General features: G+C 71.2%; 15 protein-coding genes and 1 pseudogene. 5 read left to right on the forward strand and 11 right to left on the reverse strand.

Annotation, left to right across the window (positions count from 1 at the left end):
• Nucleotides 1–40: 40 nt before the first annotated feature.
• Together glgA and BLW57_RS06590 are read right to left on the reverse strand one after the other, a co-directional pair.
• Nucleotides 41–1,201, reverse strand: a complete 1,161-nt coding sequence (gene glgA / locus BLW57_RS06585) for a glycogen synthase (protein ID WP_093472833.1) — start codon at nt 1,199–1,201, stop codon at nt 41–43.
• Nucleotides 1,202–1,241: 40 nt separating this feature from the next.
• Entirely contained in the window at nt 1,242–2,000 is a 759-nt protein-coding gene (locus tag BLW57_RS06590) for a (2Fe-2S)-binding protein (RefSeq protein ID WP_093472835.1), read from the reverse strand.
• 253 nt (nt 2,001–2,253) lie between these two features.
• Between BLW57_RS06590 and BLW57_RS06595 the strand changes: the two genes are divergently transcribed.
• Nucleotides 2,254–3,558, forward strand: a complete 1,305-nt coding sequence (locus BLW57_RS06595; RefSeq protein ID WP_101377024.1) for a DMT family transporter — start codon at nt 2,254–2,256, stop codon at nt 3,556–3,558.
• Here the strand turns inward: BLW57_RS06595 and BLW57_RS06600 are convergent.
• Nucleotides 3,548–4,741 (reverse strand): transglycosylase family protein, encoded by a 1,194-nt coding sequence (locus tag BLW57_RS06600; RefSeq protein WP_093472837.1) that lies wholly within the window; start codon nt 4,739–4,741, stop codon nt 3,548–3,550. The two genes, BLW57_RS06595 and BLW57_RS06600, sit on opposite strands and share 11 nt — an antisense overlap.
• A 271-nt stretch (nt 4,742–5,012) precedes the next feature.
• On the opposite strand from BLW57_RS06600, the gene gndA reads away from it, so the two are divergent.
• Nucleotides 5,013–6,452, forward strand: a complete 1,440-nt coding sequence (gene gndA, locus BLW57_RS06605) for an NADP-dependent phosphogluconate dehydrogenase (RefSeq protein WP_093472839.1) — start codon at nt 5,013–5,015, stop codon at nt 6,450–6,452.
• Between the two features lie 1,016 nt (nt 6,453–7,468).
• Here the strand turns inward: gndA and BLW57_RS06615 are convergent.
• Nucleotides 7,469–7,813, reverse strand: coding sequence for a GNAT family N-acetyltransferase (locus BLW57_RS06615; RefSeq protein ID WP_093472843.1), 345 nt, complete (start codon nt 7,811–7,813; stop codon nt 7,469–7,471).
• Between the two features lie 32 nt (nt 7,814–7,845).
• On the reverse strand, nt 7,846–8,265 hold the full coding sequence (panD, locus tag BLW57_RS06620) for an aspartate 1-decarboxylase (RefSeq protein WP_093472845.1): 420 nt from the start codon (nt 8,263–8,265) through the stop codon (nt 7,846–7,848).
• A gap of 500 nt (nt 8,266–8,765) precedes the next feature.
• Here panD and BLW57_RS06625 point away from each other — a divergent pair, with 500 nt between their 5' ends.
• Complete coding sequence (locus BLW57_RS06625; protein WP_093472847.1) at nt 8,766–10,874, forward strand: FUSC family protein; 2,109 nt, start codon at nt 8,766–8,768, stop codon at nt 10,872–10,874.
• Nucleotides 10,875–11,105: 231 nt separating this feature from the next.
• On the opposite strand, the gene BLW57_RS41795 is transcribed toward BLW57_RS06625, so the two are convergent.
• Both BLW57_RS41795 and BLW57_RS06630 read right to left on the reverse strand, forming a co-directional pair.
• Nucleotides 11,106–11,300 carry a hypothetical protein gene (locus BLW57_RS41795; protein ID WP_143688833.1) on the reverse strand — a complete coding sequence of 65 codons (195 nt, stop codon included), beginning with the start codon at nt 11,298–11,300 and terminating at the stop codon, nt 11,106–11,108.
• 95 nt (nt 11,301–11,395) lie between these two features.
• The gene (locus BLW57_RS06630) at nt 11,396–13,354 is read right to left on the reverse strand and encodes a glycoside hydrolase family 15 protein (RefSeq protein WP_093472848.1); all 1,959 of its coding nucleotides are present in this window, start codon (nt 13,352–13,354) and stop codon (nt 11,396–11,398) included.
• 241 nt (nt 13,355–13,595) lie between these two features.
• Here BLW57_RS06630 and BLW57_RS43030 point away from each other — a divergent pair, with 241 nt between their 5' ends.
• Both BLW57_RS43030 and BLW57_RS06640 read left to right on the forward strand, forming a co-directional pair.
• Nucleotides 13,596–14,078, forward strand: coding sequence for a CoA transferase (locus BLW57_RS43030; protein ID WP_093472850.1), 483 nt, complete (start codon nt 13,596–13,598; stop codon nt 14,076–14,078).
• Complete coding sequence (locus BLW57_RS06640; RefSeq protein ID WP_093472851.1) at nt 14,065–14,736, forward strand: enoyl-CoA hydratase-related protein; 672 nt, start codon at nt 14,065–14,067, stop codon at nt 14,734–14,736. The genes BLW57_RS43030 and BLW57_RS06640 overlap by 14 nt, the downstream gene beginning before the upstream one ends.
• Nucleotides 14,737–14,894: 158 nt before the next feature.
• On the opposite strand, the pseudogene BLW57_RS06645 reads toward BLW57_RS06640, so the two are convergent.
• The 4 genes and pseudogenes from BLW57_RS06645 to BLW57_RS06665 all read right to left on the reverse strand — a co-directional run.
• Nucleotides 14,895–15,250, reverse strand: a pseudogene (locus tag BLW57_RS06645) (asparaginase); the annotation flags it as partial.
• Nucleotides 15,251–15,927: 677 nt separating this feature from the next.
• Entirely contained in the window at nt 15,928–16,815 is an 888-nt protein-coding gene (locus BLW57_RS06655; RefSeq protein ID WP_256339406.1) for a putative antibiotic biosynthesis monooxygenase, read from the reverse strand.
• Nucleotides 16,816–16,821: 6 nt separating this feature from the next.
• On the reverse strand, nt 16,822–19,539 hold the full coding sequence (locus BLW57_RS06660) for a molybdopterin-dependent oxidoreductase (RefSeq protein WP_093472854.1): 2,718 nt from the start codon (nt 19,537–19,539) through the stop codon (nt 16,822–16,824).
• Nucleotides 19,536–20,363 (reverse strand): FAD binding domain-containing protein, encoded by an 828-nt coding sequence (locus BLW57_RS06665; RefSeq protein WP_093472856.1) that lies wholly within the window; start codon nt 20,361–20,363, stop codon nt 19,536–19,538. Before BLW57_RS06665 ends, BLW57_RS06660 begins: the two co-directional genes overlap by 4 nt.
• Between the last annotated feature and the right edge of the window lie 4 nt (nt 20,364–20,367).

The raw sequence follows: 20,367 nt of genomic DNA on the forward strand, positions 1-20,367 counted from the left end.
CCTCACCCTGGATATCCATGGATGCCCCGAGCGGGCCGGACTAAGCCTGCTTGCGGATCTCCTCGTACAGCCCGGCCGTGCGGCGGGCCACCGCGTCCCAGCCGAACTCGCCGACCGCGCGCTCCCGTCCGGCCTTCCCCATCCGCCCGGCCGCGTCCCGGTCCGCGAGCACGGTGTCCAGCGCCCGGGCGAGGGCGGCCTCGAACGTGCCGGCGTCGTCGGCCGCGTCCACCAGGAGGCCGGTACGGCCGTCGTCCACGACCTCGGGGATCCCGCCGACCCGGGAGGCGACGACCGGAGTGCCGCAGGCCATCGCCTCCAGATTGACGATGCCGAGCGGTTCGTACACCGACGGGCAGACGAACACGGCGGCGTTCGTGAGGAGTTGGATCACCTCGGGGCGGGGCAGCATCTGCGGGATCCAGAACACGCCCTCGCGGACCCGGCTCAGCTCCTCGTACAGCTCGCGGAACTCCCGGTCGATCTCCGGGGTGTCCGGCGCTCCAGCGCACAGGACCACCTGGGCACCGGCGTCGATCTCCCGTACGGCACGCAGCAGATGGGGCACGCCCTTCTGCCGGGTGATCCGGCCGACGAACAGCACGTACGGCCGTGCGGCGTCGATGCCGTGCCGGACGAGCGCGTCGGTGCCGTGGTCGGGGCGGTAGAGCCGGGTGTCGATGCCGTTGTGCACGACGTGGACCCGGGCCGGGTCGAGCGCCGGGTAGCAGGCGAGGATGTCCTCGCGCATGGCGCCCGAGACGGCGATCACCGCGTCGGCGGCCTCGATCGCGCTGCGCTCGGCCCAGCCGGACAGCGCGTACCCGCCGCCCAGTTGCTCCGCCTTCCACGGCCGCAACGGCTCCAGCGAGTGCGCGGTGACGACGTGCGGGACGCCGTACAGCAGCTTGGCGAGATGGCCGGCGAGGTTGGCGTACCAGGTGTGCGAGTGGACGAGTTCGCGGCCTTCGAGGGCGGCGGCGATGGAGAGGTCCACGGAGAAGGTGCGCAGCGCGTCGTTGGAGCCGTCGAGGACGGACCAGGGCCGGTGCCGTACGACGCCCACGCCGCGGCCCTCGCCCCAGCTGTGCACCTCCAGGTCCACCAGGGAGGCCAACTCCCGTGCGAGGAATTCGACATGGACACCGGCGCCGCCGTACACGTCCGGGGGGTACTCCCGGGTCAGCAGTCCCACTCGCACCCGACAACCCCCTGGTCTCGGTGGCACGTTCCCTTCATGGTCACCCAGATGCGGCCCGTGGGGAAGAGCGCGGCGGCCGGGTGAAGCAGCAGTCGCCGCACACCCCGCCGCCCGGGACCCGGTAGTACAGGCAGCAGCTGCGGCGGCGGAAGGCGGTGCCGGCGCGGGTGCCGGTGGGGCGCAGGAGGGGGTGGGCGAAGAGTTCGTCCGTCAGGGTCCGGGCCCGTGCCGCGAGGTCGGTACGGCCGTGGGCGCGGGCCCAGCGGTCCAGTTCCCGGGCCGCCCCGGCGAGCGCGGAGCCCGCGTTCCCCCACAGCAGGCCGGCCGCGACGCCGTGGTCCGCCCTCAGGGCGGCGGCCAGGGGCTCCAGATGGCCGTGCAGCACGGTGCCGGCGACGGTGGCCGCGTCGCCGGGCAGCGGGCGCACCCCGGCGAGCCACAGCTCGTCGGGGGCGGACGCGAGGGGATCCCAGTGGAGCAGCCCCGGATGGAGGTCGGGCACCCTGCCGTACAGGACGGCACAGCCGAGGGACACCGACCACAGCCGGGCGGCCAGCCCCTGCTGCGCGAGGGAGGCGGCCACCCGGGACTCCGGGGTGCGGAGGCGGTCCGCGACCGTCGTGACGCGCACTGTCAGCGCATCGGGGTGGGCAGCCGGGGCCGCTCGTGCGTAGGCCTCCGCGAGGATCGGGAGCCGGGTCTGCGGTGCTCCGGTGGCTCCGGTCGCCCGCGGGGCGGTCCGCAGGACGGAGAAGCCGCCGAGGAGGCGGAGGGCGGCGAGTTCGGGGTCGAGGTCCACAACAGGTACTGGTACCAGGGACGGTCGCGGGCCGGCCGCGCGGGTCCTCCACCTCGTGTCGCCCGCCCAGGGGATGATCGGACGGCTGATGTACTCCATCGGCAGTAGGACGCATTGTGTGCTCAGGTACGACGACGGGAAGCCCTCGGGCGGGCAGAGTGTTGGTCATGGAAGCCGACCGTCCGCAGCGCCGGGCTCCGCGTCCGCGTCTCACGCGGGGCCGGGGCCCCCGCCCCACGCAGGGGAGACGCCGATGAGCGCCCTCGCGTTGTCCGTGCTCCTGTCGTTCGTGTCCGCCCTCGCGTACGCGGGCGGAGCGATCGTGCAGGAGCGCGTCGCGGTGTCCTCCCCCGACAGCGCGTACCTGCCGGTGCGCCGGACCGGCTGGTGGGGGGCGCTGGCGCTGAACGGCCTCGGCGGCCTGCTGCACGTCGTCGCGCTGGCCTACGGCCCGCTCAGCCTCGTACAGCCGCTGGGAGCGCTGACCATCGTCTTCGCCCTGCCCATGGCCACGCTGTTCGTCGGCCGCCGGGCCGGTGCGACCGCCTGGCGCGGCGCCCTGATGGCCACGGTCGGCCTCGCCGGCCTGCTGTCCCTGGTCGGCGTCTCCGACGTGCACTCCCTCGACGCCGCCCAGCGGGTGGCCGTCGCCCTGATCACGGGCGGGGCGGTGGTGGCCCTGATGTGCGCCGGACTCGCCGCGCACCGGCACCCCGCGGTGCGCAGCGTGCTGCTCGCCGTCGCCTCGGGCATAGCGTTCGGCATGTCGTCGGTGTTCACCAAGACCGTCGCCGTGGACTGGACCCGTGGCATCGGCCTGGGCGAGCTGTCCTCCCTCGTGGTGATCGGCCTGTTCGCCACGGCCGGCGTGATGCTGTCCCAGGCCTCCTACCGGGGCGGCGGCCTGGCGGCGCCGCTGGCCACGCTGACCGTCGTCAACCCGGTGCTGGCGGCCGCGGTCGGCATCCTGATGTTCGGCGAGACGTTCCGCTACGGCAGCACGGGCACGGCGCTGGCACTGGGCTGCGGTGTGGTGGCGGCGGGCGGCCTGATCCTGCTGACGTCCGAGCGTCTGGAGACGCCCTCCGTACCGGAAGCCGTGGGGACGCCTTCGGTACCGGAGACCGCCGTCGTGCTCTCGGTGCCGGAGCTCTCGGTGCCGGAATCCGTGTCCTCGGTACCGGAGTCCGCTTCCGCCGAGCCGGCAGCTTCCGCAGCCGTGCCTGCCGCTCCCGCTCGCCTCACCGTCCCGCCCCAGCGGTCGGCGGGCGAGGTGGCGGCCGGCCCGCGTGAACCGGGCGGACCGGTCCTGGTCCAGCAGGTCGAGCCGGCCGGGGCACTGGCGGCTGAGCCGGCCGAACCGCGGTGGACCGAGCCCGTCGACCCCGTCCTGCGGGAGCTGCTGCTGCCCGGTCCGGGTCCCGGCGACGGCACGACGGATGCCGACGGCGGCGGACCACCGGCCGACGGCCTGCCCCCGATCCTGTGGACCGCACCCCTCGGCATCTACGTGCCGCAGCCGGCGCCGGGCCGGCGCCGCGCCCGCGTCAGATCCTGACGCCGCCGGCCCGCAGATAGGCGAGCGGGTCGATGTCCGAGCCGAACCCGGGGCCGGTACGCACCTCGAAGTGCAGGTGCGGGCCGGTGACATTGCCCGTGGATCCGGAGCGGCCGATGCGCTGGCCCGCGCTGACGTGCTGACCGACTCGCACGGAGATCGCGGACAGGTGGGCGTACTGGGTGTAGCGGCCGTCGGTGTGCCGGAGCACCACCTGGTAGCCGTAGGAACCGCCCCATCCCGCGGACACGACCTGCCCCGCCTCCGCCGCCTGCACGGAGGTGCCGGTCGGCACGAGGAAGTCGACGCCGGTGTGGTAGCCCTTCGACCAGTGGGAGCCCGCCACGTGGTACCCGGTGCCGATGGACGCGTGCACCGGCGCGACCAGTCTGTGCCCGCCCGAGGTGTGGTGCGTGGGTGCCTTCTTCTCCGAAGGCGGCTTGGTCTTCGTCTTCGGCTTCGGTGAAGGGCCTTTGCGCTTCGGCGGCTTGGCCGGGGTGTGGCTGTCGGGTGCCGTGGGCGTGGGGTGCAGGTCGAGCCGCTGACCCGGCACGATCAGGTCGGGGTCAGCACCGATCGTCGTGCGGTTGTCGGCGTACAACTGCCGCCATCCGCCCCGGACGTGGTGGTCGCCGGCGATGCCGGAGAGGGTGTCGCCGTGCACCACCGTGTACATCTCGGCACGGCCCGCGCGGGACTGCGGGGTGGTCTGCGGCTGCACGTCCCGCACGGAGTGGCCCTTGGGCGAGCCGCTCCGCGCCGGGTGCGTGGTGGTGCTCTCCGTGTGGAGGTCCGGCTCCGGGCCGCCCCTGGTCAGTCCGGCCCGTACCGAGCACACCGGCCAGGCGCCCGGCCCCTGCCCGTCGAGCACCTTCTCGGCGACGGCGATCTGGGCGTCCCTGGACGCCAGGTCCGCGCGCGGCGCGTACCGGGTGCCGCCGTAGGCCTCCCAGGTGGACTGGGTGAACTGCAGCCCGCCGTAGTAGCCGTTGCCGGTGTTGATGCTCCAGTTGCCGCTGGACTCGCAGGCGGCGACCTTGTTCCAGGTGGCCGCGTCGGCGGCGTCCGCGGTACCGGCGGCGACCAGCGGGATCGCGAGTCCGGCGCCGCCCGCCGTGACCGTGAGTGAGGCGCGGTTGATCCTGTTCGGCTGGTACCGGCGGTGCCGGCCGCGTACGGCCATGTCCGAAATCCCCTCGGCATGCGTCAGGAGGGGCAAAAGTAAGCGCGGCGAACAGGCCATGACAAGACAGAAATTCAGCCGCGCATCCCTGCCAAGTGGCCGGTAACGGCCTCTCCTTGGACGGGATCACAGAAGACTGAGGCACTGGGCGCCGTCGCCGCGTAATCAAGCGTGGCGGGTCGGATGTGCGCTCGCCGTAGCGGCACGTCAGGATGGGCGAGGGCCCCTACTTACGGAGCCGTAGTCACGAGGCAGCTAGGGAGCAGGCGGTATGAGCACTTCAGCGCAGATCGGTGTCACGGGGCTCGCGGTCATGGGACGCAACCTCGCCCGTAACTTCGCGCGCAACGGCTACACCGTCGCCGTGCACAACCGTACGGCGTCACGGACGAAGGCGCTGGTGGAGGAGTTCGGGAACGAGGGCGACTTCATCGGGACCGAGACCGCCGAGGAGTTCGTGGCGGCGCTGGAACGCCCGCGCCGTCTGGTGATCATGGTCAAGGCGGGCGAGCCGACGGATGCGGTGATCCGCGAGTTCGCGCCGCTCCTGGAGCCCGGCGACATGATCATCGACGGTGGCAACGCGCACTTCGCGGACACCCGGCGCCGGGAGCGGGAGCTGCGCGAGCAGGGCATCCACTTCGTCGGCACGGGTGTCTCCGGCGGCGAGGAGGGCGCCCTGCACGGGCCGAGCATCATGCCGGGCGGGTCGAAGGAGTCGTACGAAAGCCTCGGCCCCATGCTGGAGAAGATCTCCGCGAAGGCCAAGGACGGCGCCCCCTGTGTCACGCACTGCGGTCCCGACGGCGCCGGGCACTTCGTGAAGATGGTCCACAACGGCATCGAGTACGCCGACATGCAGCTGATCGGCGAGGCCTATCAGCTGCTGCGCGATGTCGCCGGGTACTCGCCCGCGCAGATCGCGGACATCTTCCGCACCTGGAACACGGGCCGGCTGGACTCGTACCTGATCGAGATCACCGCCGAGGTGCTGTCCCACGTGGACGCGGCGACCGGCAAGCCGTTCGTGGACGTCGTGGTCGACCAGGCCGAGCAGAAGGGCACCGGCCGCTGGACGGTGCAGATCGCCCTTGACCTGGGCGTTCCGGTGTCCGGCATCGCCGAGGCGGTCTTCGCGCGCTCCCTGTCGGGCCACGCGGCGCTGCGGGAGGCCTCCCGGGACCTCGCCGGGCCGACGGCGTCCCCGCTGAGCGAGTCGGAGGCGGCGGCCTTCGCGGACCGGGTCGAGCAGGCGCTGTACGCGTCCAAGATCGTGTCGTACACGCAGGGCTTCCACGAGATCAGCGCGGGCAGCGAGGAGTACGGCTGGGACATCGACCTCGGTCGGGTGGCCTCCATCTGGCGCGGCGGCTGCATCATCCGCGCGGCCTTCCTGGACCGTATCCGCGCCGCGTACGACGCCCGCGCCGAGCTGCCGAGCCTGCTGTCCGACGAGACGTTCGCCCGGGAGATCGCCGAGGCGCAGGACGACTGGCGCGAGGTGATCATCGCGGCGACCCGGCAGGGCGTGCCGACGCCGGGCTTCGCGGCGGCGCTCGCGTACTACGACGCCCTGCGCGCGGAACGGCTGCCCGCGGCGCTCACCCAGGGCCAGCGTGACTTCTTCGGCGCGCACACGTACCGCCGGGTGGACCGCGACGGCACGTTCCACACGCTGTGGGGCGGGGACCGGTCGGAGGTCACGGCGTAGGGACAGAGGTCGGCCAGCCCGTCCTTTGGCGCCCCGGGGGGCCGGAGGGCGGGCGGCTGCTGCTCGGTGGGGCGGGGAGACCGTACGGCTGCCGTCCGGCGGGGCGGGGGCGTGCGGCTGCCGTCCCACGGGCGTGGGGCCGTGCGGCTGCCGCCTGGTAGTGCATGGAGACGGTACGGCTGCCGCCCGGTGCGGTGGGGCCGTGCGGTGGCCGTCCGTCGACATAAGCGGGGGCCGAGCGGGCCGCCCGGGGCGCGGTCACGCCGGGCGGCCATCCGGTTGGCAGCGCCGTGTCCAAGGAGCGTGTCAGGTGAGCGGGGAGCCGGGCGCTCCCGGCTGGACGCCCGGCTCGGGCCCCGGCCCGAAGAGGCAAGTCGGCGGCTACGGCACGGCGCGAGGGCCGACCGGACGGACCCGCTCGTCACGGCCGACGCGGCACAGCCACCGGTCGACAACGGCCCCACACCCGCGGAGCGTCAGGTGAGCGGTGGGCCCGGTTCCGGGCTCGGCACCGGTTCGGGGCCCGGCGGGATCGGGGACGGTGAGGGCTCCGGCGGACCCGGGGCCGGTGGCGCCGGCGGCGGGGTCGGGTCGGGGCCCGGTGCGGGGGGCGTCGGTTCCGGGCCGGGGCCCGGCGGTGTGGGCTGGGGGCCCGGCTCCGGCGGCGGCACGGGGCTGGGGTAGGGGTCCGGCGGTGTCGGGCCCGGACCGGGTGCCGGTCCCGGCGATGCGGGGTCGGGGTAGGGATTCGTCATCGTGTCCTCCGGGCAGTCGCCGTACGTCGCCTCTGGACTACTCCCCCGCCTACCCGGCACCCGCTCGGCCACTCACCCGGGGGCAGCACGGAGCGGCGCCCGGGTGGGTGGCTCACGCCGCGCGTCGAACCCGGTATCCGCGACGCGTCGGCACCGGCGAGTCCCGGGCGCCCGCGGTCCCCGGCGCTTGGGGGCAGCACACCTCCATGCCCGAAGCCGCCGGCTCCGACGCGCCCCCGCTCGCGCCGCCGGCGTCCGCCCTCAGAACTTCCCGGGGTGGGCCCGCAGCCAGTCCTTCGCCGCCGCCAGCAGCCCGGGGTCGGCCTGGCCGGCGACGTCGGGGTGGCGTTCGGCCCACTTGACGACGTACGGGCAGAGCGGGGCCACGGGGACGCCCTCGCGCTCGGCGACGGCGTACAACTCGCGGGCGAGTGAACCGGCGATGCCCTTCCCCTCGTGGGCGGGCTCGACGATCGTGTGGACCGGGACCAGGGCGCGCGCAGGCGACTCCAGGACGAAGTACTCGATGCGGCCGACGACTTCACCGTCGCCGACGGCCTCCAGGCGGCCCGCCGCCCGGTCGTCGCGGATCTCGATCTCGCTCATGGACACGCACGCTCCTGGTCCTGGTCCGCCGGTCAGGCCCCTACGGCCTGCGGGCTGCGCTGCTGGTCGGAGCCGGGTACCGGCTCGGACGGGTCGGCGCCGAGGGACACGATCCGGTTGTCGGCGTCGACATGCACGACCCGCGGCCGCAACTGCCGTGCCTCGGCGTCGCTGACCTGAGCGTAACTGATGATGATCACCAGGTCGCCGGGGTGGACGAGGTGGGCGGCGGCACCGTTGATCCCGATCACCCCGGATCCGCGCTCGCCCTCGATGACGTACGTCTCCAGCCGGGCGCCGTTGGTGATGTCGACGATGTGCACCAGCTCGCCGGGCAACAGGTCGGCGGCGTCGAGAAGATCCGCATCGATGGTCACCGATCCCACGTAGTGCAGGTCGGCCTGGGTGACGGTGGCACGGTGGATCTTGGACTTGAACAGAGTACGCAGCATGTTGGACTCCTGGAAGACGGCTCCCTGCCTGCTTTGTGCAGGTCAAGGGCGTTCTTCACCCTACACCGGCACGCGTCGGAGTCGATGTTTGTGAGGAACATCGCTTCGCGCTGACGAGAAGGCTCCCCACCTGCGCTTCCGTATGAACCAGGTTGTTATACCGCCGCCGACCAACCACCTGTTCGAACACCGGTCTCGGAATGCGCGAGGACTGATACTGACCACGATCTTCAATCGGAGCCGGTGTCGGAATCGGCGACGAGTTCGGGGAGGGGTGCAGGAGCGTGATGAGCAGGACGCGCTCGGCCGGCGTGAACGCCTCGTAGGCGCGGGCCTGGCGCATTCCGGAGCCGGGCCCCGGAGCTGTTCAGACGAACGCACGGTGACCGCCGGTCTCACGACCCTGAGTGGCGCCCTCCAGGGGGCGAGTGGCAGCCACGCCGGAGCTGGCAGAGGATGAGAGCACTGCTCCCGCGCCGCGCCGCCAAGGAGGCCCGGACATGCGCTGGTGGTCCTCGCTGGTCACGATCAGCCGGGACGGGCTGCGCATTCAACGGGCATTCGCCGCCCCGTCGGCGATCGCACGGGCCGTACTGTCGGTGCTGCTCGCCACGGTCCTCGGCCTGGTGCTGGACGACCCGGTGGCCGGGGCCATGGCCAGCGTCGGTGCGTTCATCTGCGGCATCGGTACGCTGCTGAGCCCGCTGCGACACCCTGTGGTGAACGCGCTCGGGATGGCCGCGGCCTTCAGCGCCATGGCGGTGCTGGGGGCCCTGGTGCACGGCACTACCTGGCTGTTCCTGCTGGTGCTCGCGGTCGCAGCGTTCGCCACCGGGCTGTGGCGGACGATGGGCATCGCGCCCGGCATCCGGGGTTGCCTCGCGGTCATCGGGCTGATGATCACGGCTGATCTCGCTCCCGACGTACATGGCGGCCTGGTGATCGCCGGCTGGATCGCGGTCGGGACCGGACTCGTCGTGGTGGTGCAACTGCTCCCCCCGTACGGTCCGCGGTTCGCCGCCCAGCGCCGCGCCCTTGCAGCTCTGTACCAGTCGCTCGCCGAGGCTTCGGTCGCGGCCGGCTCCGCCGGCCTGGGCGGGTCCGCTCCGTTCACGGCGGCCCGGCAGGCCCTGGACCTGCTGCCGCAGTTGAGCCGACCGGCGGCTGCGGCCATGTTCGGACTGCTGGGAGAGGCCGAGCGCATCCGCCGCGCGCTGCACACGGTGCGGCTGACGGTAGCGGCGGCCGGGAACCAGGAGGCACTGGCCGCTGCGGCGCAGGTGCTGGGCGACATCTCCCGTACGGTGGCCTCCGGCCGCGAGCACCGCACCCCCGAGGAAGCTTGGACCCTCCTGGAGTCCTGGGCGGCCGTCTCGCCCGTGCGCGGCCCGCGCGATCTGGCCGCACGGCTACGCACGGCCGAGCAGCTGGCCCGACGCTCGACCGACGACCGCCTGGGCGATGTACTGGAACCCCACACCGAGGTGCCGGGCCTGTACGCGGGCACGCCCTCCGTAGCACGCACCGCCCGGCGGATCCGGGCGCAGCTGCACCCCCAATCACCGATCTTCCGCCATGCGGTGCGGCTCGCAGTGGGCGTGGTGCTCGCCGAGGTCATCGGCCGGTCGATCGGCGGGTGGGGCGGGCTGGGCATCTCCACGCACGGCTTCTGGGTGGCCCTGACCACCATGCTGGTGCTCTTCCCCGAGTACGGTCATACCCTCGCCCGCGGCTGGGGACGTGCGGCCGGGGCCGTGCTGGGCGGCCTGTTCGCCTGGGTTCTGTCCCTGCCGAACTGGACGCCCGTCGGCCTCGCGGTCGTGGCGGTACTGCTGGCCGCTGCGTCGTTTGTGACCCTGCGGACTGGGCAGTTGATGCTCAATCTATGGCTGACCACCTGGATCGTCTTCCTGATCCACCACGTCGGCGGGCTGCCCGGGCCCACAGCGTGGGCGCGCGCCGCCGACACGGTGGTCGGCGCCGCGATCGCCGTGCTCATCTTTCTGGTCTGGCCGACCTGGTCCACCCAGCGGGTGCCGGGCCTGCTCGCGGAGTGGCTGCGGGTGCAGGACCGGCTGCTGCCAGAGCTGCTGACCGGCTACGCCGACGTCGGGGCGACCGACCCGGCAGCCGTCGACGCGCTGCGGGCGCGGTCACGGCAGGTCAGGGAGCACCTGGAGGCCGCGGTGGAGCAGTCGCACGCCGAGCCGGCAGAGCACCGCGGCCCCTGGTCGAGTGTGCAGCTGGAGCAGATCAGGACTCAGGTGTCCACGGTTGCCGGATACGCCACCCTGCTGGGCGAACACCTGCCGCGTACTCCTCAGGACACCGTGCCGGAGCTGACCGAACTGGTCGATCCGCTCCACGAACACCTCACGGCCCTGGCCCGCGCCGCCGCCGGAGCCGAGACAGTGGCCCCGGGGGCATTGCGGTCGGTCTTCGACTCCTTCACAGCCCGCTCCGGCTTGCTGGCCGAGACACCCGACGGCTTCGGCAGCGCCACGACCAGCCGCGCCGTCGTCCTGAGCACCGCAACCGTCGACGCCGTGGAGGCCCTGACCGCCACCATCGCCTCCCGCCACCGCCGCGGTCGCCACGCGGCAGCCTGAAACTCCGCGAAGTCGCTGTCCGCCCTGACCGTGGGGTCACTGCCGGGGGGGTGACGGGCGAAGCCGGGTAGGCCCTGGGGATCGACGCCAGTCAGGGCGGCGCGACGCGTTCCGGATCCCTGCCCCGACCTGACCATCAAGCCGGTCACCTGTCGAGTTGCGCGCACGCGCCAGGTCGCGCAACAGCGGCTCCGTGCCGATCGCCCCAGTCAGAATGGCCGACCCTTGCGTTCACCAGGCTGCCAGTGTCGTCAGCGGTCGGGCGAGGGCGTCGATGGTGCGGTCACCTGGCAACGGCAACCGTAGATCGGCAATCTCGATCAGCAGGATCCAACCACCGCGCAGCGATGCCGCAACAGGCTGGTCGGCCGTGGCCGAAGCCTTCTCAAGGGCGTGTTGACGGGCTCGCCCATGGTCATCGCGCACCCTGTAGCCGTGCCGGCATCACGACCGCCTTGCCATCACCGGTGGACGCGGCCTGCTACCGCAGGTGGCGGACCGATGGGGAAAGGGTGGTGCGCTCACCTGCGGATGACGTGCTCCGACGGATACGGGGTGGTCGGCGTGACAGGTGGGCCTCCGGCCGCTGCCGCCATCGGTTGCGCGTAGAGAAAGGGAACCGGAACCGCAGAGGTGGGAGGGAAGCCCGGCCTGGCGGCGTCGAGATGGGCATCCAGGCTGAGCGCGGCGGTGACAAGGGCGAGGTGGGTCAATGCTTGTGGGAAGTTGCCGAGTTGCTCGCCGGTCAGCCCGATCTCCTCGGAGTACAGGCCGAGATGGTTGGCGTAGGTGAGCATCTTCTCGAAGACGAGTCGCCCTTCACGCAGATGGCCGGCGCGAGCGAGGGCTTCGACGTACCAGAAAGTGCACGCCGAGAAGGTGCCCTCGAAACCGAGCAGTCCGTCGGGAGAGGCAGAGGGGTCGTACCGGTATACGAGGCCGTCGGACACGAGATCGTTCCTGATCGCGTCCAAGGTCGAGAGCCACCGCGGATCCTGCGGGGGGATGAACCCTACCGCAGGCATCCGCAAAAGCGCGGAGTCCAGGACGTCGCTGCCCAGGTACTGCGTGAACGCTGCACGCTCCGGGCTCCACCCTCGCCGCAGGATCTGCCAGTAGATGGCGTCGCGTTCCTTCGTCCAGCGCTGCACCTCGGCGGGGCGGCCGCTCCGGGTGGCCATGCGTATGGCCCGATCCAGCGCGGTCCAGCTCATGAGTCGTCCATAGGTGAAGTCCTTGTCACCGCCCCGCGTTTCCCAAATACCGGCTTCGGGACGGTCCCAGTTCTCGCACACCCAGTCCACCGTGTTGATCAGCGTCTGCCAGATGCGGCAGGTTGTCGGCAGACCCTGCTGGTCGGCGAAATGGAGGCACTCCAGTGCCGATCCGTAGATGTCGAGCTGCAACTGGTCAGCGGCACCGTTGCCCACCCGCACCGGAGCGGAGTGCCGGTAGCCCTCCCAGTGGCCCAGGGTCTGCTCTGCCAGGTCGGAGGAGCCGTCGACGCGGTACATGACCTTCAGAGGGTGTTCGCCAGGACCGGTGTATTCCTGAACGCGGTCGCCCAGCCACTCGGTGAACGCCACGGCCTCCTCGGTGAATCCCAGCCCGAGCAGCGCATGAAGGGACAAGGAGGCATCACGTACCCACGCGTAGCGGTAGTCCCAGTTGCGCTCGCCTCCGACCTGTTCCGGCAGACTGGTGGTCGGAGCCGCGACCATGGCCCCGGACGGGGCGTACGTCATGAGTTTGAGCGTCATGGCGGAGCGGTTGACCGTCTCCCGCCACCGTCCGGTGTAGCGCGAACGCGCCAGCCAGTTGTGCCAGAAGGCGATGGTGTCCTCCAGTAGCTGCTCGCATTCCTGCGGCGAAACGATGCGTGGCGGACCGTCAGCGAACGTCTCCAGCACCAGGCCGCGGGTCATACCAGCTCGTAGCCCTACAGTCATGCACACGCCGTCTGACCGAATCCTGCGGTCGCTCACGCACTCAACGTCAGGTGTGTCCACCACATGGACGGTCACATCCGTATCTGGGCTGGCAAAATGCCAGCCGCCCATATGCGAGGTGACCTCATATGGTTGCTGCGCGTAGTCGAACCGAGGGGCGATCTCGATGTCGAACGAGATCTCGCCGCGTGTGCACCGCAGCATGCGGACCAGCCGGTGATTGCTTGTCGGATTACGTGGAGAAGCAGGCGGCATGAAATCCACGACCGAGCCGACGCCTTGCTCGGTCATGAATCTGGTGAGCAGCACACAGGTGTCCGGGTAGTAGAGCTGCTTGGTCGCGTACGTCGGCGCCTGGGGAGCAATCGTCCAGTGACCGCCGTTCGCACCGTCGAGCAGTGCTCCGAAGATACTCGGCGAGTCGAATCGCGGGCTGCAGAACCAGTCGATCGTCGCCTCGGTGGAGACCAGCGCGGCCGTCTGCAGGTCACCGATGAGACCGTGGTCGTCGATCAGCGGATATTCGTTCATGGGGCCTCTTCCCATCCCGCCTGGCGTGAGCGGTGACGTCGCTGCTACCGCCGTGCCCCTCGCGGACACACCTTGCGCCCCCCACCTCCAGACTGCCCGGCGTGCCGCGGGTTCGCATTACTCCTCCGGTAGCTTCAACCTGGCCGCCTCGACGGCTCTCTCCCGATGGACTGCCCGACAACAGCCCTGGACTACCGAGAAACGGTGTGACCACTGCGGTAACACCGCCGTTCCCATTTTGATGATTCCATCTCCCGTCGCTCCTCATTCAGCATTCCGTCTCAGGCGCAACGACGCACGGCGCGAAAGGAAGAGGGGATGGCGGAATCCTTCGTCATCCGCGCCGCTCGACAGGGTGCGGGTGATCAACCGGGGGACCGTGGTGATGGGTCCGTACGCGGCCCAGACACTCGGTGACCTCGGCGCCGACGTGATCAAGAGCGAGTCGTCCTCCGACACCGTACGGGTGGGCCGGCACCGCGTCCCGCCGGGTACGACCACGCTGAACCGGAACGCCAACTGCACCCAGTGCACGCGGACGTCGCCGCCCGCAACCCGGCCTTGCCGGCGTCGACTACGCCAGACTGGACACAGGGGTGCGCCAGGCACAGCATCCCGATGGCTCGCGTGCTGGAGCTGGAGCACGCCCGCGGCAGCCCGCTGCCCGATCTCGCCCTTCCCTCACACCACGCATCCTTCCAGGAGCGCACATGCCTACCCTTGACCGCCAGGACAACGTCTTCGTGCTCGACCTCGGAGACGGTGAGAACCGCTTCCATCCCGACTGGATCGCGTCCGTGGACGCCGCCCTGAACGAGGTGGAGAAGGCAGAAGGACCGCGAGCCCTGGTGACCGCCGCGACGGGCAAGTTCTACTCCAACGGCCTGGATCTGGAGTGGCTGTCCGGCCACGCCGACCAGCACCAGGACTACATCGTCTCCGTCCATGAGCTCTTCGCCCGCGTGCTCTCGCTACCGATGATCACCGTGGCGGCCCTGCAGGGGCACACCTTCGCCGCGGGCGCGATGTTCTCCCTCGCGCACGACTTCCGCGTCATGCGCGCAGACCGTGGCTACTGGTGCCTGCCCGAAGCCGACATCAACATCCCCTTCACGCCCGGCATGTCCGCCCTGATCCAGTCCCGGCTGGCGCCGCAGACCGCGCACGAGGCCATGGTCACCGCCCGCCGTTACGGCGGGTCGGACGCCGCGGCCGTCGGCATCGTCGACCGGGCGGTCGCTGAGGACGCCGTGCGCTCCACGGCCGTGGAGATCGCCCAGGCACAGCTGAGCAAGGCCGGCGGCACCCTCGGCACCATCAAGGCTCGGCTGTACGGCTCGGCTCTGGCGTCCCTCCGCGACACGGTCAACCCACGCGGCTGACGCCGCAGGCAACCGACGGAGGGCGCCGGGCCCCCTCTGGTGCGGGTGCCCGGCCCACCGGCCGGACCAGTTTGATCCTGGGAATGGGCCGGGCACGTGGCCCGGTGGTGGACGTCTGCGAGCATCACGACCACCACGCGCCCCGCACCACAGCCTCGGAACATCGTCCGTATCTCGCCCACCCCCCGGCCTCCGCCCAGCAGGGGCATACGTCCGACGCGGTTGATCACTGGTCCGTCACGCCGAGCAAACCAAGCGCGCGGCCCAGGACCGGCCCCAGGGCTCGGGCGCTGCCGTCCTCGATCTTGAGGGCCAGGGCACGGGCACGGCCTGGGGCAGAGCGACCGCTTGGACCGCTTCCGCGCCCACCTCCGACAGGAGGCCCGGTACCTCCCGCATGAGCCAGGTGTCGTGGCGGCGGGTGCCGGCGACGTCCTTGGCGGTGGGCTCGCACGGCGTCGGCAACCTGCCGCTCGGGCGTGCCGGGCACGGCGAGTACGAAAGAACGGTGGGCTGGTTCTGCGTGCTGATCTGTCGGTCAAGTCAGAGCTTGCCGATCGAGGAGGTCGGGGGCCCACCAGTGTGCGGTCGAACTCTCAGGGCGTCCGCACCGCTTTGCGTCCACTGGACGCTCAACAGGATGCCTGATCCCCGGTGAGGCCGGCGCAGCATCTCCGCAGTACACCGCTGACAGGGACCGTCGCCACTCCCGACGGCGCGGACCAGCCAGGTAGCAGGTCGCCGGCCGTCTCGATCGCCGTCATCCACATCGGCTGTGCTCCGGTGCAGAACGCGCCGGCGAGCGCGTAGGCGAGGGCCGCGTCCGAGGCGCTCTGTGTCGTCCCCTCACGCCACACGGCGAACACCCCGCCGTCTCCGTCCGAGGAGAAGTCTCCGATGTGCTCGCCGCCCCGCAGCAGTCGGCTGCTCGGGATGGGGTCGGGTACACGAGGCGCCAGGAGGAGCCCACGTGGTGGACGTCGAGTCGAGATACGGGCGCCGGGTCAACCGGCCTCTGGCAAGTTCAGCAAGCCGGGACGCCTTCCTACCCGATGCTGACCGTTTGCTGACCCGAACGGCCCCACCATGCCTGTGACCTGCATAGATGCTCAAGCGTTAGGTCTTGGACTTGAACATGGTGCGCAGCATGCGGTGCTCCCAGAGGTCGGCTCCCTGCCTGCTCGATGCAGGTCAAAGGCGTGCGCTCACTGTACAGCGGGCGGGTCGCGCGCCAGGGCAGTGTCCACCAGCGGACCGTGACCAGTAGAAGTCGAGGGCCCAGAACGCCATCGCGACGGCGACGATGCCGAGGCAGCGGAGGTTGGTTCTCAGCGCCGGTTCCTGCCGGGGCGGCCGCAGCCAGCGCCCGAGCAGCGGGTTCACGTAATAGGGCATGGTCAGGAAGCTCATCAGGAGACTCGACAGCAGATTGCCCACGAGAAGGCCGACCCAGATGGCCAGGGAGGTCCTGGTGAGTTGTCGATCGTGTGCAGCCGGTAGGCGCTGAACTTCTCCCCCTCGGCCAGGATCTCCCGGCGTTGCGGCGACGTCAGCCGGGCGTCGAGGTGCTCGGCGCTGTCGTAGCGATAGAGCGTGGTCCACTCCTCCGGGAGCCCCTCGACGGGGCGGAAGAGCTCGGTGCCGCGGAACCCCGTCGAACCTGCTCTCCTCCTGGACCATGTGCTGCTGCCAGGCGAGGAAGTCGTCGACCTGGTGCGGGGGGACACGGTGGGTGACCACCACGGTGACCAGCGGATCCGGTGACCGGGTGCCGCTGCCCACCACCTTCTGGGTCGCGGGACCGTCGAAGTACTGGGCGCCGGAGTCGAGATACGTCTGCCTGGTGCTGCTGTTGATCCACGCCTGCAGGTGCGCCACCGAGTCGAACCGGTACACGATGAGCCAGTCGGGCTGCAGCGGTGTCGGCGGGGAGATCTCGGCGCCGAGGAAGCCCGGGTAGCGGGCGGCCGCGGCGTTGAGGTTCTCCTGCCACGCCTCGAACTCCCGCTCCATCCCGGGCAGCACCTTCTGGCCGATGATCGCCGTCGCCGCGGTGGCCACGCTCCTTCCGGCGCTCATGGTGGCTCAGCCCGCCCGCACCGACTGCTCCGCGGGGAGCCGGCCGTAGATGCGTTCCGGAGTGAGCGGCAGAGCCCGGTACCGGACGCCCGTCGCGTCGTGCACCGCGTTCGCGAGCGCGGGGGCCACCGGGTTGATGCAGCACTCCGCCATGCCCTTCGCCCGCACGGGCCCCACCGAATCCGTCGAGCCCACCAGAAGGACCTCGGTGCGGGGGACGTCGGCGTAGGCGGGGATGCGGTAGTTGCGGAGGTTCGGGTTGACCATGACACCGCTGTCGTCGACTTGGTAATTCTCGGTCAGCGCGAAGCCGATCCCCTGGGCGACACCGCCCTCCACCTGCCCTCGGACCTGCGCCGGGTTGATGATCACTCCGGCGTCCGCCGCGTGCACGCTGTACAGGATGCGTATCTCGCCGGTCACGCGGTGCACGGCGACCCGGAATCCCTGCGTGTTGGAGGTGACGCTCCGGGGCGAGCCGTAGGCCCTGCGTGCGGCTGTGAAGCGGATCCCGCGGCTGCGGGCCAGTGCGACGAGTTCGGCCAGCGACACCCGCCGGTCCCCGCACAGGACTCCGTCGTCGTCCATCGCGCACATCACGACATGGACGCCCGTGTGCGCCGCGGCGAACTCCAGGATGCGGTCGCGCACGGCGTTGGCCGCCCGCAGGACGGCGTTGCCCGCGACGAAGAGGCCGGCGCTCGCGAAGGCGCCGCTGTCGAATCCCGTGCGGTCGGTGTCGGACTGCACCAGACGGATCCGCGAGGGTGTCGTACCCAGTTGGTCGGCCGCGATCTGGACATGCGCCGTGGAGGTTCCCTCCCCGAACTCGACGGTGCCGACCGCCACTTCGTAGAGGAGGTCGTCCCCCAGCGTGACCCAGGCCTCGGAGAGGTGCTCCGTGGGCGGCGCGGTCTCGTGCAGCGAACTCGCCACGCCGGCTCCGACGAGCCACTCGGGACCGGGGGGCGGCCGGTCGGCCGCCCGGGCCAGGGCGTCACCCACGAGGTCGACGCACGTGGCGAGCCCGTCCTCGGTGAAGATCACGTCGTCGGGGCCCTCGTGCAGGGCGACCAGGGGCTCGCCCGGCCGCACGATGTTGCGGCGGCGCAGTTCCAGCGGGTCGAGGTGGAGGGCGCGGGCCAGTTCGTCCATCGCCGACTCCACCGCGAACGCCGGCTGCGTCATCCCGTAGCCGCGCAGCGCCCCGCTCGGCACGGTGTTCGTGTAGACGGACCAGGCGTCGTACTTCTTGTTCGGGCAGCGGTAGATCATGACGGCGGCTCCGCCCGCGTGCAGCGTTTCGCCGCCGTGGTTGCCGTAGGCCCCGGTGTTCGACACGTTGCGTACCTGGAACGCGGTGAGCGTGCCGTCCGCCTTCGCACCGAGTTTGACCGTCAGGGTCATCGGATGCCGCGGCGAGGCCGTGGTGAACTCCTCCTCGCGGGTGTACTCGAGACAGGTGGGCCGCCCCGTGTCCAAGGTCGCGAGTGCGACCAGGTCCTCGGCGATCACCTCCTGCTTGCCGCCGAAACCACCGCCGACACGCTTGCAGAACACCCTCAGCTGGTCCGGGCGCAGGGCGAACAGGTACTCCAGTTTGACCTTGGCGATCGACGGTGACTGCGAACTGGTGCGGACGGTCAGCCGGCCGTCCTCCGTCCAGGCGACGGAACCGTGGGTCTCCAGATGCGCGTGCTGCACCCGCGGGGAGAAGTAGGTGCCTTCGTGGATCACGTCCGCGGCGGCGAATCCCGCGTCGACGTCGCCGATGTGCGAGTGGAGTTCGAGCAGGACGTTGTGGACGGGGTCGTGGACGAACGGATCGTGGGAGCCGTGCAGTTGGGGTGCGCCGTCGGCCATCGCGGCCTCCGGGTCGAACACCGCCGGCAGCACTTCGTACTCGACGCCGAGACGCCGGCAGCCCTCCTCCGCCGCCCCGACGGTGTCGGCCAGGACCGCCGCGACGCGCTGTCCCACGAAGCGGACCGTGTCGTCGAGGATGTAGGTGTCGTCCGGGTCGACCAGGTGGTCGGTGTGGATCGCGGTGGTGAAACGTCTGCGGGGTACGTCCTCCCAGGTGTAGACCCGGTGCACGCCGGGCACCGCCAGGGCGGCGCTCCTGTCGATCGAGAGGATCCGGGCGTGCGCGTGCGGTGAGTGCAGCACCTTGAGGTGCAGCATCCCGTCGATGCGGGTGTCCATGGTGAACTCGGCGTGGCCGGTCACCACGTCGTGGCCCGCGGGCGCGCCGACGCTCGTACCGACGGCCTTGCCCGGTGCCGCCGTCTCCACGGCCCCGACGCCCCGCACGGCGTCCTCGATCGCCCGGTATCCGGTGCAGCGGCAGAGGTTGCCCTTCAACGCTCGTGGCAGATCCGCCTTCTGCTCCTCGGTGAGGGTCGCCGACGTCATGATCATCCCCGCGGTGCAGAAACCGCACTGGAAGCCGGGGGCGTCCTCGAACCGCCGCTGCATCGGATGCGGGGCGCCGGGCCGGCCGAGGCCCTCGATGGTGGTCACCTCGCGGCCGTCGGCACGGAACGCCGGGGTGATGCAGCTGTGTACGGGCGCGCCGTCCAGCCACACCGTGCAGGCGCCGCAGTCGCCCGCGTCGCAGCCCTTCTTGACGCCGAGGTGGCCGAGTTCGCGCAGGAAGGTGCGCAGGCACTGGCCGGGGGCCGGCTCCCGGTCGAACCCCCTGCCGTTCACGACGTAACTCATGCCAGGTCTCCAGCCGTGAGTTCGCGGCGGATCTCTTCGGCGAAATACCGTGTCAGGTGCCGACGGTGGTCGGGGGTGCCGTTGGGATCGGCGAACCAGAGGCCGGCGGGCACGGCGTCGATGCTCTGCCGCAGGGTTCGGGCGTCGGGCAGGGAGTCGAAGGCGAAGCGGACCGGTCGCGTGGTCCCGGCGGTGACGGTGAGCAGCAGGTCGTTCGCTCCGGGCCGTTGTGTGCCGACGAGGAACACCGTGGAACGGCCGAACCGGGTCAGCGTGAAGCGGCGGTGCGCGGTGCGTCTGCGCAGCGCCTGCTCCGGAACGGTGACGCGCCGGAGGATCTCCCCGGGGCCGAGGACGTTCCGGTGGTCGCCCGTGACGAAGTCGAGGGCGTCCACGAAGCGCACGGAACCGTCGGGCGCCCACAGTTCGTACCGCGCCTCCAGGGCGACCGTCAGCGTGATCATCGGGCCGGCGGGCAGAGACATGCAGATGTTCCCGCCGACGGTCGCCGCGTTCCAGACCTTGAACGAGGACAGGAACGCCTCACAGCTCTTGCGGAAGAGGATCCCCGCGGTCCAGCGCTCGGGCCACGGGTGGGCGTACAGGTCGCGGATCGTGCAGGTGGCGCCGATCTCCAAGCCCTCGTCCGTGAGGGCGAGGGGCTCCCAGGGCAATGCCGTCAGGTCGATCAGCCGTCGCAGGCCGGGCTGCTCCGTGGAATAGAGCCATGTCCCGCCCGCGAGCCAGGCGTCGCCCTCGCGCCAGTCCGTCCCCGGCCGCTCGGACGGTCGCCGGATGACTTCGGTGATGGTGTTGAGGTCCATGGAA

The sequence above is a fragment of the Streptomyces sp. 1222.5 genome (assembly GCF_900105245.1).
GTDB classification, from domain to species: domain Bacteria; phylum Actinomycetota; class Actinomycetes; order Streptomycetales; family Streptomycetaceae; genus Streptomyces; species Streptomyces albidocamelliae.

What these genes read in the sequence shown, in the direction of transcription:
- panD (WP_093472845.1), bottom strand. Translation starts at nt 8,265, where the DNA reads ATGCTGCGTACTCTGTTCAAGTCCAAGATCCACCGTGCCACCGTCACC.
- BLW57_RS06595 (WP_101377024.1), top strand. Translation starts at nt 2,254, where the DNA reads ATGAGCGCCCTCGCGTTGTCCGTGCTCCTGTCGTTCGTGTCCGCCCTC.
- BLW57_RS06640 (WP_093472851.1), top strand. Translation starts at nt 14,065, where the DNA reads ATGCCTACCCTTGACCGCCAGGACAACGTCTTCGTGCTCGACCTCGGA.
- BLW57_RS06600 (WP_093472837.1), bottom strand. Translation starts at nt 4,741, where the DNA reads ATGGCCGTACGCGGCCGGCACCGCCGGTACCAGCCGAACAGGATCAAC.
- BLW57_RS43030 (WP_093472850.1), top strand. Translation starts at nt 13,596, where the DNA reads ATGATTCCATCTCCCGTCGCTCCTCATTCAGCATTCCGTCTCAGGCGC.
- BLW57_RS06625 (WP_093472847.1), top strand. Translation starts at nt 8,766, where the DNA reads ATGCGCTGGTGGTCCTCGCTGGTCACGATCAGCCGGGACGGGCTGCGC.
- BLW57_RS06665 (WP_093472856.1), bottom strand. Translation starts at nt 20,363, where the DNA reads ATGGACCTCAACACCATCACCGAAGTCATCCGGCGACCGTCCGAGCGG.
- BLW57_RS06615 (WP_093472843.1), bottom strand. Translation starts at nt 7,813, where the DNA reads ATGAGCGAGATCGAGATCCGCGACGACCGGGCGGCGGGCCGCCTGGAG.
- BLW57_RS06655 (WP_256339406.1), bottom strand. Translation starts at nt 16,815, where the DNA reads ATGAGCGCCGGAAGGAGCGTGGCCACCGCGGCGACGGCGATCATCGGC.
- BLW57_RS06660 (WP_093472854.1), bottom strand. Translation starts at nt 19,539, where the DNA reads ATGAGTTACGTCGTGAACGGCAGGGGGTTCGACCGGGAGCCGGCCCCC.
- gndA (WP_093472839.1), top strand. Translation starts at nt 5,013, where the DNA reads ATGAGCACTTCAGCGCAGATCGGTGTCACGGGGCTCGCGGTCATGGGA.
- BLW57_RS06630 (WP_093472848.1), bottom strand. Translation starts at nt 13,354, where the DNA reads ATGAACGAATATCCGCTGATCGACGACCACGGTCTCATCGGTGACCTG.